13 protein-coding genes are annotated in these 12,157 nt (G+C 61.3%); 4 read left to right on the top strand and 9 right to left on the bottom strand.

Features of this window, described 5'->3' with window-relative positions:
• Positions 1 to 15 precede the first annotated feature (15 nt).
• Genes ABL922_RS05860 through ABL922_RS05845 form a run of 4 tightly spaced genes read left to right on the top strand, consistent with a single transcriptional unit; the run spans position 16 to position 3,920 of the window.
• A complete protein-coding gene (locus tag ABL922_RS05860; protein ID WP_349023277.1) occupies positions 16 to 1,092 on the top strand; it encodes an A/G-specific adenine glycosylase in 1,077 nt (358 codons plus the stop codon).
• A 10-nt stretch (positions 1,093 to 1,102) separates the two neighbouring features.
• Positions 1,103 to 2,386, top strand: a complete 1,284-nt coding sequence (locus tag ABL922_RS05855) for a serine hydrolase domain-containing protein (RefSeq protein WP_349023276.1) — start codon at positions 1,103 to 1,105, stop codon at positions 2,384 to 2,386.
• Between the two features lie 8 nt (positions 2,387 to 2,394).
• Positions 2,395 to 3,261 (top strand): NAD(+) diphosphatase, encoded by an 867-nt coding sequence (gene nudC, locus ABL922_RS05850; protein WP_349023275.1) that lies wholly within the window; start codon positions 2,395 to 2,397, stop codon positions 3,259 to 3,261.
• Positions 3,262 to 3,263: 2 nt separating this feature from the next.
• A complete protein-coding gene (locus tag ABL922_RS05845) occupies positions 3,264 to 3,920 on the top strand; it encodes a DsbA family oxidoreductase (protein WP_349023274.1) in 657 nt (218 codons plus the stop codon).
• A gap of 139 nt (positions 3,921 to 4,059) precedes the next feature.
• On the opposite strand, the gene ABL922_RS05840 is transcribed toward ABL922_RS05845, so the two are convergent.
• The 9 genes from ABL922_RS05840 to flgG form a co-directional block, all read right to left on the bottom strand.
• Complete coding sequence (locus ABL922_RS05840; protein ID WP_349023273.1) at positions 4,060 to 5,094, bottom strand: sigma-54 dependent transcriptional regulator; 1,035 nt, start codon at positions 5,092 to 5,094, stop codon at positions 4,060 to 4,062.
• Between the two features lie 191 nt (positions 5,095 to 5,285).
• The gene (locus ABL922_RS05835; RefSeq protein WP_349023272.1) at positions 5,286 to 6,137 is read right to left on the bottom strand and encodes a flagellar motor protein MotB; all 852 of its coding nucleotides are present in this window, start codon (positions 6,135 to 6,137) and stop codon (positions 5,286 to 5,288) included.
• Positions 6,137 to 7,000 (bottom strand): flagellar motor stator protein MotA, encoded by an 864-nt coding sequence (motA, locus tag ABL922_RS05830; RefSeq protein ID WP_349023271.1) that lies wholly within the window; start codon positions 6,998 to 7,000, stop codon positions 6,137 to 6,139. The genes ABL922_RS05835 and motA overlap by 1 nt, the downstream gene beginning before the upstream one ends.
• 186 nt (positions 7,001 to 7,186) lie before the next feature.
• Positions 7,187 to 8,017: a flagellin gene (locus tag ABL922_RS05825; protein WP_349023270.1), complete on the bottom strand. Its 831-nt coding sequence runs from the start codon at positions 8,015 to 8,017 to the stop codon at positions 7,187 to 7,189.
• A gap of 12 nt (positions 8,018 to 8,029) precedes the next feature.
• Positions 8,030 to 9,358, bottom strand: coding sequence for a flagellar hook-associated protein FlgK (gene flgK / locus ABL922_RS05820; protein ID WP_349023269.1), 1,329 nt, complete (start codon positions 9,356 to 9,358; stop codon positions 8,030 to 8,032).
• Positions 9,355 to 9,630, bottom strand: a complete 276-nt coding sequence (locus ABL922_RS05815; protein ID WP_349023268.1) for a rod-binding protein — start codon at positions 9,628 to 9,630, stop codon at positions 9,355 to 9,357. Before ABL922_RS05815 ends, flgK begins: the two co-directional genes overlap by 4 nt.
• Complete coding sequence (locus ABL922_RS05810; protein ID WP_349023267.1) at positions 9,627 to 10,724, bottom strand: flagellar basal body P-ring protein FlgI; 1,098 nt, start codon at positions 10,722 to 10,724, stop codon at positions 9,627 to 9,629. Before ABL922_RS05810 ends, ABL922_RS05815 begins: the two co-directional genes overlap by 4 nt.
• Positions 10,724 to 11,383 (bottom strand): flagellar basal body L-ring protein FlgH, encoded by a 660-nt coding sequence (locus ABL922_RS05805; protein ID WP_349023266.1) that lies wholly within the window; start codon positions 11,381 to 11,383, stop codon positions 10,724 to 10,726. Before ABL922_RS05805 ends, ABL922_RS05810 begins: the two co-directional genes overlap by 1 nt.
• A complete protein-coding gene (gene flgG, locus ABL922_RS05800) occupies positions 11,364 to 12,152 on the bottom strand; it encodes a flagellar basal-body rod protein FlgG (RefSeq protein ID WP_349023265.1) in 789 nt (262 codons plus the stop codon). The genes ABL922_RS05805 and flgG overlap by 20 nt, the downstream gene beginning before the upstream one ends.
• Positions 12,153 to 12,157: the final 5 nt, after the last annotated feature.

Raw genomic sequence — 12,157 nt, 5'->3', positions numbered from 1 at the left:
GCTATCGCATTTTCAATGGCCGCCGTCCAACAACGCACACAATATTCTGGGGATATCGCCAACGCCTTGCTTGCCTATTATGACCGGCATGCGCGCGACCTGCCCTGGCGTGCGCCGCCGGGAATGCCGCCACCCGATCCGTACCGCGTCTGGCTGTCCGAAATCATGCTGCAGCAGACCACGGTCGCTGCCGTCATTGCCTATTTCGAAAAGTTCATAGCGAGGTGGCCGGATTTCGCCGCATTGGCGTCTGCCCAAGATGCCGACGTCATGGCGGCCTGGGCTGGGCTCGGCTATTACAGCCGCGCGCGCAACCTGATCAAATGCGCGCGTGCGGTTGTTGCTGAATATGGCGGAAAACTGCCGCAAACATCGGCTGCGCTCGCCAAACTGCCGGGCATCGGACCCTATACCGCCGCTGCCATAGCCGCCATTGCTTTTGGCGAGCGCGTCGCGGTGGTGGATGCCAATGTCGAGCGGGTGACGGCACGACTGTTCGCCATTGAAACCCCGCTGCCCGCCGCCAAGCCTGAAATAAGGGTGGCGGTGGATGCAATCACGCCCGCCGACCGGCCCGGCGACTTTGCGCAGGCGATGATGGATCTGGGGTCGAGCCTTTGTTCGGTCCGCAACCCGCAATGCCTGATCTGCCCGTTGCGGTCGAACTGCGCCGCGCAGAAAGCGGGGTTGGCCGAAACGCTCCCCCGCAAAGCTGCCAAAAAGGCGAAACCTGACCGGATTGGAACTAGCTATTGGATCGAGCGTGACGCCCATGTGTGGCTCGTCCGCCGCCCCGATCGCGGTATGCTCGGCGGCATGCGCAGCCTGCCCGATGATGGCTGGAATGCGCGTGCCGATGGCGACTCGCAGCCACCCTTTGCCACCGACTGGAGTCCGGTTGCAGGCGAAGTCGTCCATGTCTTCACCCATTTCCGCCTCACGCTGCGGCTTGCCGCTACGGCAGCGCCGGTCGACGAAAGCCGCTTGCCGCCGGGCGAATGGTGGCCGCTGAAATCATTGGACAGCGCCGGTTTGCCGACCTTATTCAGCAAGGCAGCCAAGCTTGCCATCAGAGCAAGACAGAAAATCTAGAGGAGTGAGCATGTCCGCAACCGAGACTGCAATGATGAATCCCAGCCGCCGTGGTTTCCTGTCGATGGCCGGATTGGGCGCAATGGCAACAATGCTGCCGACTCCCGCATGGAGCTTCCTCGCACAGCAATATCCGACGCTGCGGTCGCAGGTTGAAGGCTATGTCGCTGGCAAGAAAGCGGCGGGTGTGGTCGCGGCGATCGGGCGAGGTTTAGCCGCGCCTGAAATCATTGCTGCGGGCACATTGGCAATTGGTAATTCCACGCCTGTCGATATCGACACCTTGTTCCGCGTCTATTCGATGACCAAGCCGGTCACTGGCATGGCGGCGATGATTTTGGTCGGTGATGGCAAGATCAAACTTGACCAGCCGATTGCCGACTTCCTGCCCGAATTCGCACAGATGCGGGTACTCACCAGCCCCGAAACCAGCCTGGAATCGGTGCCTGCCAAAACGCAGATCACGCTGCGCCACCTGCTGACGCATACCGCAGGGTTTGGTTATTCGATCATCACCAAGGGGCCGTTGCTCAAGGCCTATATGGATAATGGCATCACCCCGGGCGCGATCAGCCGGATGCCGATCCCCGGCTTCGAACCCGGCGCGCCGACCCCCGACCTGAAGACCTTTGCCGAACGGGTAGCCACACTGCCCTTGATTGCCGAACCCGGCACCAAATGGAGTTATTCGATTTCGCTCGACCTGCTTGGCCGGGTGATCGAGGTGGCGAGCGGGATGGAGTTTGAAGCGTTCTTGAAAGCACGCCTCTTTGATCCGCTAAAGATGGGCAGCAGCTATTTTCAGGTGCCCCAATCCGAGGTGAAGCGTTTTGCCACCAACTATGCGGTGTTCGGCGGCGCGCTGATCCCGATCGATCCGGCGGCAACCAGCGTCTATCTCGATAAGCCGGCTTTTGCCTTTGGCGGGGCAGGGCTGGTCTGCTCGACGCGCGATTATGACCGTTTCCTCGCGATGTTGCTGAACGGCGGTGAGCTCGACGGCGCACGGGTGATGGCACCTGAAATGGCAGCACTTGGCATGTCAGACCTGCTTCCGGCCGGGGTCAATACCGATGGCACCTATGCGCATGGCGCTGGCTTTGGTGCAGGCGGACGTGTTGGTCGCGGTGCCACCGAAGGCATATTCGGCTGGGGCGGTGCAGCAGGCACGATCGCCTTCGTCGATCCGCGCCGCAAGGTGCGCGCCACCGGCATGATCCAATATATGCCGTCCAACGCGCAAGGCTTCCACGACGATTTCGGCAAATGGGTCGTCGCGGATTTACAGGGTTAGGATAGAGCATGAACCCAGGCTTCACAGGCTCCCCGCTCGACCGCGCAGACCGGCTGCGTAACGACATTGAAGGCTTCAACGCCGCGCTCAATGATTGGCGCGCGCGTGTGCTCGGGCTCGACGGGCTTGATCCGGTGATCGCCAGTGAAGGCGGCCTCAAATGGCATTCGATGGCCGAGATTGATGTTTCGGTCGAACTGATCCTGCTCGGCCTTGCCAATGGCAAACCGCATTTTGTGCCTTTGGTTGAAGGTGCAGGCGGCATGGCAAGGTCGCCCGCCGTATGGCGCGCACTATCCTTGTTGCCTGCCGAGGACGCCGCGATTTACGGCACCGCGCGCAGCCTGATCGACTGGCACAATGCCCACAAATATTGCGGGCGTTGCGGCGGTTCGACGAAGGTCTTCCGCGCCGGTTGGGGGCGGCAATGCACAGCTTGCGACGCCGAACATTTCCCGCGTACCGACCCTGTCGTGATCATGATCGCCGAATATGAGGGCAAGGCTTTGCTCGGGCGGCAATCGGCATGGCCGACAGGCAATTATTCGGCGCTCGCCGGCTTCCTCGAACCCGGTGAAAGCATCGAAGAAGCGGTGCGGCGCGAGATTATGGAAGAGGCTGGCATCAGCTGTGGCGCGGTGCGCTATGTCACCAGCCAGCCCTGGCCCTTTGGCGGATCGCAACTGATGATCGCCTGTGTCGCCGATGCCGATGGCGACCAGCTGACCATCGATTATAATGAACTTGAAGATGCGATGTGGGTGACGAAGGACGAGGCACGCGCCGCGCTTGCCGATGCCGCAGACAAACGTTTCGGCGCGCCGCCACCCTTTGCGATTGCGCACACCTTGTTGCGGCGCTGGGCGGAGATGTAGGCATGGAAAAATTGCGCATCGATATCGTCTCGGACGTCGTCTGCCCCTGGTGCATCATCGGCTATAAGCAGGTCGAAAAGGCGCTGACGCTATTGCCCGACCCGGTCGAGGCTGAAATCCACTGGCATCCGTTCGAACTCAACCCCGACATGCCACCCGACGGCGAGGATGCGGGGCAGCATATCGCACGCAAATATGGCCGCTCACCTGATGAGGGCAAGGCAGTGCGCGAGCGGATCAAGGGCACAGCGGCCGAACTGGGTTTTGTCTTTGGCGATATGGGCGCGCTGCGGCTGTACAATACGTTCGACGCGCACAAATTGCTGACGCGCACTGGCTCGGAATATGGTTGGGAAAAGCAGACCGAGCTGAAGCTTGCTTTCTTTGCGGCCTATTTCCAGCAGGGCAAGGATGTCAGCGACCGGGCGGTGCTGCTCGATGTGGCAGAGAGCATCGGGCTTGATCGCGCAGCCTGCGAAGCTTGGCTGGCGGACGAAACGCTGGCGCGCGAAGTGCGCGGTGAAGAAAGCTATTGGATCAACGAAAATGTCAGCGGCGTTCCAGCGATCATCTTCGACGGCAAATATATGGTTCCCGGTGCGCAGAGTGCGGAGACCTTCGCGCAGGTGATTGGGAAGGTTTTGGCGAAACGTGTGTAGCGAGGTTGACTCATTCCCCTCCCGTTTACGGGAGGGGTTAGGGGAGGGGGCGAGCATAGCGAGCCTTGCATCGTTTCAGGCCCTCCCCCGGCCGCTGTGTCTACGCCACGCCTGCGGCTCCCCGCAAGCGGGAGGGGAGTCAGGCCAGCGCCTGAACCCCATATTTCCGCATTTTTTCGATCAGCGTAGTCCGCTTCAATGTCAGCAGACGCGCGGCCTCCGAAACGATCCCGTCCGCCAGCTCGAGCGCCATATTGATGCGTTCGAGTTCGATAGTTTCGATTTCCTGCCGCAGGTCGATCGGTTGCTCCTTGCTCGGCGCGGGGCCGACCGGGGCGAAGGATAGCGGCGCAGCGGCCAATCGTTCCCGGCGGCTTTCGAGCGGCGGGGCGGCGTTGGTGAGCAGCAGGTCGACATCCGCTGCGTCCAATATCTCGCCACCATAAAGCACGCCTGCACGCTCGACGACGTTGCGCAATTCGCGGACATTGCCCGGCCAGTCATGCGCCATCAGACGGTCTAGCGCGCTTTCGTCAAAATGGGCAATTGCGCCCGATGGCTTGCCTTTCTGGAAATGGCGGATGAGGAGCGGAATATCCTCGCAGCGCTCGGCCAATGAAGGAACATGCACAAGGACTACGCCGAGTCGGAAAAACAGGTCCTGCCGGAACCGGCCCTCGGCCATCGCGCTATCCATATCCTGATGCGTTGCCGAAACGATCCGCACATCGACCGGGGTTCCGCTGCTGCTACCCACGCGGGTCACGAAACGTTCTTCGAGCACGCGCAGCAATTTGACCTGCATATCGAAGCGCATGTCGCCAATCTCGTCGAGGAAGAGCGTGCCCTTATGTGCGTTCTCAAAATGGCCGGTCCGCCTGCTATGCGCACCGGTGAAGCTGCCTTTCTCATGCCCGAACAGTTCGGACTCGATCAGCTCGGCGGGGATCGCGCCGGTGTTGATCGCGATAAAAGGGTTCGGGCTGCGGTGACTGGCGGCGTGGATGGCCTGTGCGACCAATTCCTTTCCCGACCCGGAAGGCCCGGCAAGGAGCACCGACACATCCGACGCCGCCACACGGGCGATCATCGCCCGCAACCGCTGCACGGCAGGGCTGGTGCCAATCACCAAAGATGCGATGTCGCGTTCGATGTCTGCCGTGGAAACTGCCATATCTGCCCCCGAAAAACCTGCGGAACGTCCCGCTTTTCCGATGGCGTTGAAGTGCGGCGAAAAGGGTTAATGAATGGTTTCGGCGGCGAATATAAACATTTGTAATATATGACTTATATCCGAAACGGAGCAAAGATGGGGCAGAAATACATAGGTCAGGTTTCTCTGGATGATCCATATCGGACCAACCCTCATTCGCGCGCCCATCCCAAAGTAATCGACATCCGCCGGTTGCGCGGATCGAAACGGTTCTTGGGAACATAAGGTTCGCGATCGGCAACCCCCTCGATTCGCAGGAAACGATCCGGCCCGACCCCTTTTTGCGCGAAGATCGCTCGCGTGATTTCGGCGCGTTCGGCCGACAGCCTCCAGTTGTTCATACCCTGCCCCCGGGCATAAGGCGCGGCATCGGTATGGCCGCGGATGATCAGGCCATTCGGCAGTTCACGCACCAGCATCGATACCTCATCGAGCAGCCGCATCGCATCGGGCGTCATCTGGTTGGTGCCAGAGACGAACATGCTGAAATCGGCCTCATCGACCAGATCGATGCGCAGCCCTTCGCGCGTTTCGGTGAAGCGGACATTTTTGGCGAGGCGGCGCAGTTCCTTGCTCGACTGCATCTTCTGGGCCAGCGCCTGTTTCAGTTTCTCGAACCGCGCCTTGTCGCGCTCCTTGCCCGAGGCTTCCTTTGGCCCGCCCTTGGCATCGCGCGGGATGGTGATCGCTTTGGTCCCCGTCTGCGCTGCGCGGTGCGGATAATCGTCTGCCGAGACGATCGAATCCCCGCCGAACATCCCGTTCGACCCTGCGCTTTCCTGTTTGGTCTTGACCAATGTCGGTGCGAAATAATCGGCGAGTGCTTTGCGCTGTTTCTCGGTTGTCGCGCCCAGCAGCCACATCAGCAGGAAGAACGCCATCATCGCCGTCACAAAGTCGGCATAGGCGACTTTCCACGCCCCGCCATGATGCGCGGCATGCGGCGCTTCATACACTTTCTTGACGATCACCGGACGGATGACCTGGTTGGCATTGGCAGCCATTATCGCGCCCGCATCCCATCAAACACTTCGGCAAAACTCGGCTGGTTAGAATGCTCGATCCCCGACCGCGCAGCCTCGATCACCAGCGGTTGCGGATGGCCGTGCAGCGAGGCGATGATGATCTGCTTGACCGTGTGGTAGATCGCGGCATCGCCCTCGATAACCTGCTTGGCGCGGTTGGCAAAGGGGCCGACTAAACCATAAGCGAGCAGCACGCCGAGAAAGGTGCCGACCAGCGCCGAGCCAATCATCCCGCCCAATATCTCGGGTGGCTTGTCGATCGAACCCATGGTTTTGACCACGCCGAGCACCGCCGCGACGATGCCCAGTGCAGGCAGCGCATCGGCCAGATTTTGCAGCCCGTCCGCCGGTTTAATCGCATGATGGTGGTGGTTCTTGATCGCATTATCCATCACTTCTTCGACCGCGTGCGGATCAAGCGTGCCTGACGAGACGACCACCAGACGCAGCGTATCGCAGATCAGGTGGATAAGCGTCTGGTCTGCGAGCAATTTGGGATACTCAGCGAACAGCGCTGACTCCTTGGGATTTTCGATATGCGGTTCGAGCGCAACTGGTCCCTCGCTACGCAACAGCTTCATCAGCTTGCCGACCAGCAAGATGCAATCAAGATAATCCTGTTTGCCGAAACGTGGTCCCTTGAACACCTTGGTCAGGCCACCGCCCAGCGCCTTCAATTCCTTGCTCGAATTGCCGATGATCAGCGAGCCGATGGCGGCCCCGCCGATGATCAGCATTTCGTGCGGTAACGCGTGCATCACAGGCGCAAGATTGCCGCCGGTCAGCGCAAAGCCACCAAAGACCATCGCGATCAGGACGAGGATACCGATTATCGCGAACATGGTTTGGTCTGGTCCTTTTCATATTTGAATCGTCACCCCCGCGAAAGCGGGGGTCCATCACCGGCGGAATAAATTTCGACGGCAGGTGATGGATTCCCGCTTTCGCGGGAATGACGAAGTTCGGGACTGAGTGGTGAAGCTTCGTCTTCTTGGTTAACGGCAGATCGTCTCAAAGATTGAGGCGCGTCAGCCCAAAATATCGAACAGGGTCCGCCGGTTGATACGCGCAAAGGCGGCCTGTGCGGCCTCAAGCGTGATCGTCTGGGCGTTGAGCTTGGCGATGGCGCTGGTCAGGTCAGTATCTTCAAGCGCGGAGCGCTCGGCCTTGTTTGCAATTCCGCGTTCGGACTGCAGTTCGGTCAAGCGGTCGAGCCGGGAGGCATTGATGCCGATCTGCGCCTGTGCGGTCGCGAATTGGTCGATGGCGCCGTCCAGTGCAGTCAACGAGCTGCCGATGGTAACCGAATTGCCGCTGGAAACCGTGGTGGCCGCATTGCGCACATGCTGCGCCGCCGATTGTCCGCCGCTTTCGAACAGCGCAGTCCGTGACGGGACGGGCGCGAATAGGGTATCACCATCAAAGCGCATGACGCTCGGCGCGCCAGCAGCGAACAACGGCGCGCCCAATGTGGAGCGGGTCGCCGCCAGATTGTCGAGTTCGTCCGCAAGCGCCGAGAGTTCGGTGGCAATCGCGTTACGATCTGGGGGAGCCAGCGTCTGGCTGGCCCCAGCAACGGTCAATTCACGTGCGCGGACGAGCAGGTCTGCTGCCGACTTGAGAACGCTATCGGCTTGCGCAGTAAGCGTTACGCCCAAATCCACATTGGCCTTCCACGCGACATCATTCGCTTGCGCCGTGCGCAGCGTGGTTATGCGGATGGCGGCAACAGGATCATCCGACGACCGCTGGATGCGCTTTCCGGTCGAAACCTGGATCTGCGTCTGGGCGATATTTTGCGTCAGTAGCGACTGGCGGGCGATTTCGCGGGTCATGCGGTTGCCGGTGGCGTTGATCATGGCTGTGGTCCGTCAGAATATGTTGAGTATCGACTGCATCGTCTCGCGCGCGATCTGCACGGTGCGGGCGGCAGCCTCATAGGCTTGCTGGAAACGGAGCAGTTCGGCAGCTTCGCGGTCAAGATCGACTTGGCTGACGCTGTCGCGCGCGGCAAAGGCACCGTCGCGGCGCGACGATGCAGCGGCGTCCTGTGCGCGGGCGCTCGCGGCCTGTTGCGCCTGTTGCCCGACCAAAGACGCCCATCCAGCTTCCACACCAGTGCTCCCACGCAGATTGGCCAGTTGCAAGGCATTGCCATTCGATGCGGACGCATCGGCAACAGCTACTGCATCGGCGGTTAGCGCTACGGCCATCAAAGTCGCGGCGCTGAATCCCGACAACAGCGCTGCGCCCGGGTTGCCATCGGCGTCGAGGCCGGACTGGTGCCAGCCATTGAGGTCGCTCGCAAACTGGGCGGCCAGCGCATCGAGCGCGGTATGTTGTGTGGCTATGTGGTCGGCACCTTGAGCAAGTCCGGCCAGCGTTCCGCTAGCTGGTGAAAGCGCGCCGCCGGGTGCGACCGAATAGGAGAGCTGTCCGCTAGCTAGCGCCGACACTGTGAGCGTCGAAACCGAACCATTGGCAACAAGCGGCAGGCCACCATCGATGGCCGAAAGCGTCACGGCGCCGCGCGCGTCATAGGTGGCGGAGACTGGCAAGGCGGACGAAATCCGGTCGAGCAGGCGGTCGCGTTCGTCGAGCAGGGTTGCCTCATTGGTAGAGCCCGGGCGCGCCCGCCTGAGCCCCTGATTGACGGCTTCGAGCGCGGTGAGATCGGTATTGAGGTCATAGACGGCGATTGTCGCGGATTGGGCCATTCCGTTCGCCGCCGAATCTAGCGCCGCAGATGTTCTGCGAAAAGCAGCCGCGCTATCGTCGACGGCTTGCAGGAATTGGGCACGCAAGGTGGCATTCGCTGGATCGGCGCCAAGCTGGTCGGCCGTGGTAAAGATGCGCGTCAGGCTTTGCCCGATTCCACCCGGACCATCGTCGAACGCGCGCTCGGTTGCGTCAATAGCTCCCAGCCGTGCAGCTGAGCGTTCGGCTTCGCCCGATGCCGTGCGGGCATCCTCGGTCAGCCATTGGTCGACCGAGCGACGGACGCCTGCTGTCTCGACGCCGCCGGGGCGAATGCTGTTACGCGAAAGGACGATATCGCCGGCTGCCGGGGCTTCGCGTAATTCGATGGTGCGGCGCGCATAGCCCGGGGTCTGTGCGTTGGCGATGTTGTCAGAAACGGTCGCCAAGGCGCGCGAATAGGCCCGTAGGCCAGAGGCACCGATATTGAGAAGGTCGCTCATTTCGCCATTCCCTGCAATTGCCGCTCGATGAGCGCCGATATGCCAAACGCCCCGCGCTCGGCCAGAGCATCGGCAGTGCGTGCATCTGCCATTTCGCGATAGGTAGCGCCGGCCGACGACCCGAAAACATCTTCGCCAAGCGACCCCTTGCGCATCGTGCCAATCAACTGGCGGAGCAGCAGGGATTCAAAAGCCACCGCAGCTTTGCGCAGTTCGGGATCAACCGGCGCAGTTGCACTTGCTGGAGCCGATGCGGAGACAGGCGCGATCATATGATCACCAGTTCGGCGGTTAGCGCGCCCGCCTGGTCGAGCGCTTCGAGGATGGCGACAAGATCACCTGGCGGCACGCCGATGCGGTTAATTGCATCGACAATGTCGGAAAGCTTAGCGCCTCCGCCAATCAGGAACGCCGGCGTTCCGGCCTCTTCAACCTTGATGTCGCTCGCCTGTTCGACCGTGGTCTCACCGCGGCTGAAGGGAGCGGGCTGGACCACGGCGGGGGTTTCGTCGACACGCACCGTCAGCTTGCCATGCGTGACGGCAGCGGGACCGACGCGGACCGCGCCATTGATCACCACTGTTCCTGTGCGGGCGTTGACGATGATGCGGGCGCGGGGCTGTGCAGCCTCGATATCGAGCGCCTCGATCAAGGCGATCATCCGCGTGCGTGCATCTCCGCCTTGGGCAGCCCGGATCTGTACCGTGGCTCCATCGAGCACAAATGCTGTGCCCGTGCCAAATGTCCGATCAATCGCATCGGCTATCCGCCCGGCATTGGTGGCGTCGAACTGGTGCAAGTTGAAGTTAAGATGTTCGCCTGCGGTGAAGCCAGTGTCGACCGCACGCTCCACCGTCGCTCCGCCTTCGATGCGACCGGCGGAGGGGATGTTGATCGACAGTTTCGATCCATCGGCGGCATCGACACCCAGCCCGCCGACGACGAGATTGCCCTGCGCCATTGCGTAAATGCGGCCGTCGGCACCATAAAGAGGGGCCATCACCAAGGTGCCGCCGCGCAGCGACTTTGCCTTGCCTAATGCGGAAACGGTGATGTCCAGTCGCTGCCCCGGTTTTGCGAAAGGCGGTAGTTCGGCGGTCACCATCACGGCAGCCGCATTTTTGAGGCTCGGGTTGACACCTGGTGGGATGGTCAAGCCGAAGCGCGATACTGCGCCCTGCACACCCTGCGTTGCATAGACGAGGCTGTCGTCGCCCGTTCCTGCCAGCCCGACCACCACGCCATAACCGGTCAATTGGTTGGCGCGCAGCCCTTGGAACTGGCCAAGGTCCTTCACGCGTTCGGCATGGGCCGGGGCGGCAATGGCAACCAGAGTTGCTAGGAAGAGAGCGAACAGGCGCATCATCAGAACGGGCTGATTTTCGAGAAGAAGCGCTGCAGCCAGCCTTGTTTGCTGGCGCGCGCGATCTCGCCCTTGCCGGTATAGATGATGCGCGCTTCGGCGACCCGGCTGGATGGGACGCGGTTGTCGGCGGAAATGTCGGCGCTGCGGATCAGGCCAGAAAACTGCACCTTGTCGTCACCGCGATTCAAGGTGAGCAGCTTCTCGCCGCGTACCTTCATCGTGCCATTTGGATATACGGCGGCGATCGTCACGCTGATTTCTCCGTTCAAATTGCTCGACTGGGCGGCTTCGCCCTTTCCCTTGAACGACTGATCGCCGCCCATATTTACATCCGACGCGGAAAACAGGCTGCCCAAAGGGCCGGTGACAGGCGGAGTAATGCCGACCGAACCGTTGCGTCCGGTACTCGCGCTGTTGCTTTTCGAGGCTGTTATCCGCTCGACCAGCTGGACGGTGACAATATCGCCCACCGCCGCCGCGCGGTTGCCTGAAGTCAGCGGTGCATAGCCAACATCCTGAAAGATAGCGCCATTGGCGACCGGTGTCGCAGGGGCAACAGCGGCTGTTGGTGCGAAGGCATCGCGTTCAGGATTGGCTTTGGCCGCAACAGGCGTCGCCAAGGCTGCGCACAGCAGCAGCTTAAAGATTCTGTGCCGCATTGCGCATCATTTCGTCTGCGGCCTGGATCATCTTCGAATTGACCTCATAGGCGCGTTGGGTTTCGATCATGTCGACCAGTTCCTCGACGACATTGACGTTGGAGCTTTCGAGTGCACCGCTGCGCAGCGTGCCCCGGCCTTCGGCCCCGGCAGCGCCGACCTGCGGCGCCCCCGATGCGGCTGTCTCGACCAAGAGGTTGTTGCCAATCGCCTGCAGTCCGGAAGGATTTACGAAGCGGGCAGTCTCAATCTGCCCCAGCTCGACCGCCGCGACCTGCCCCGGGGCCGCGGCCGAAACCGTGCCATCGGCGGCGATCGAAATCGCGCTCGCCCCATCGGGAATCTGGATTTGCGGCACCAGCGGCATCCCGTCGGGCGTCACAATATTGCCTTCCGCAGACAGGCTGAAATTGCCCGCGCGGGAATAGCCGATCCGCCCGTCGGGCATTTCGACCTGAAAGTATCCTGCGCCCTCGATGGCAACATCAAGGCCAATGCCGGTGGTTGAGAGCGTCCCTTGTATATCGATTCGTGCGGTGCCAGTCATCTGCACCCCGGTGCCGAGGTTGAAACCCACGGCATAGAGGTTCTGCGCCGATGAAGGCGCGCCGGGTGCCAGCATCGCCTGATAGGCGAGCGTTTCGAAATTCGCCCGGTCACGCTTGAACCCGGTGGTGTTCACATTGGCCAGATTGTTGGCGATCACCTGCATCCGGAAATTCTGTGCGTCGAGCCCGGTGCGGGCAACATGGAGTGCACCCATTCCCATAATAG

Source organism: Sphingorhabdus sp., from assembly GCF_040079335.1.
Lineage (GTDB): Bacteria > Pseudomonadota > Alphaproteobacteria > Sphingomonadales > Sphingomonadaceae > Sphingorhabdus_B.
This window is presented reverse-complemented; position numbering and strand designations above follow the sequence as displayed.

What these genes read in the sequence shown, in the direction of transcription:
- ABL922_RS05860 (WP_349023277.1), top strand. Translation starts at nt 16, where the DNA reads ATGGCCGCCGTCCAACAACGCACACAATATTCTGGGGATATCGCCAAC.
- ABL922_RS05855 (WP_349023276.1), top strand. Translation starts at nt 1,103, where the DNA reads ATGTCCGCAACCGAGACTGCAATGATGAATCCCAGCCGCCGTGGTTTC.
- nudC (WP_349023275.1), top strand. Translation starts at nt 2,395, where the DNA reads ATGAACCCAGGCTTCACAGGCTCCCCGCTCGACCGCGCAGACCGGCTG.
- ABL922_RS05845 (WP_349023274.1), top strand. Translation starts at nt 3,264, where the DNA reads ATGGAAAAATTGCGCATCGATATCGTCTCGGACGTCGTCTGCCCCTGG.
- ABL922_RS05840 (WP_349023273.1), bottom strand. Translation starts at nt 5,094, where the DNA reads ATGGCAGTTTCCACGGCAGACATCGAACGCGACATCGCATCTTTGGTG.
- ABL922_RS05835 (WP_349023272.1), bottom strand. Translation starts at nt 6,137, where the DNA reads ATGGCTGCCAATGCCAACCAGGTCATCCGTCCGGTGATCGTCAAGAAA.
- motA (WP_349023271.1), bottom strand. Translation starts at nt 7,000, where the DNA reads ATGTTCGCGATAATCGGTATCCTCGTCCTGATCGCGATGGTCTTTGGT.
- ABL922_RS05825 (WP_349023270.1), bottom strand. Translation starts at nt 8,017, where the DNA reads ATGATCAACGCCACCGGCAACCGCATGACCCGCGAAATCGCCCGCCAG.
- flgK (WP_349023269.1), bottom strand. Translation starts at nt 9,358, where the DNA reads ATGAGCGACCTTCTCAATATCGGTGCCTCTGGCCTACGGGCCTATTCG.
- ABL922_RS05815 (WP_349023268.1), bottom strand. Translation starts at nt 9,630, where the DNA reads ATGATCGCGCCTGTCTCCGCATCGGCTCCAGCAAGTGCAACTGCGCCG.
- ABL922_RS05810 (WP_349023267.1), bottom strand. Translation starts at nt 10,724, where the DNA reads ATGATGCGCCTGTTCGCTCTCTTCCTAGCAACTCTGGTTGCCATTGCC.
- ABL922_RS05805 (WP_349023266.1), bottom strand. Translation starts at nt 11,383, where the DNA reads ATGCGGCACAGAATCTTTAAGCTGCTGCTGTGCGCAGCCTTGGCGACG.
- flgG (WP_349023265.1), bottom strand. Translation starts at nt 12,152, where the DNA reads ATGGGAATGGGTGCACTCCATGTTGCCCGCACCGGGCTCGACGCACAG.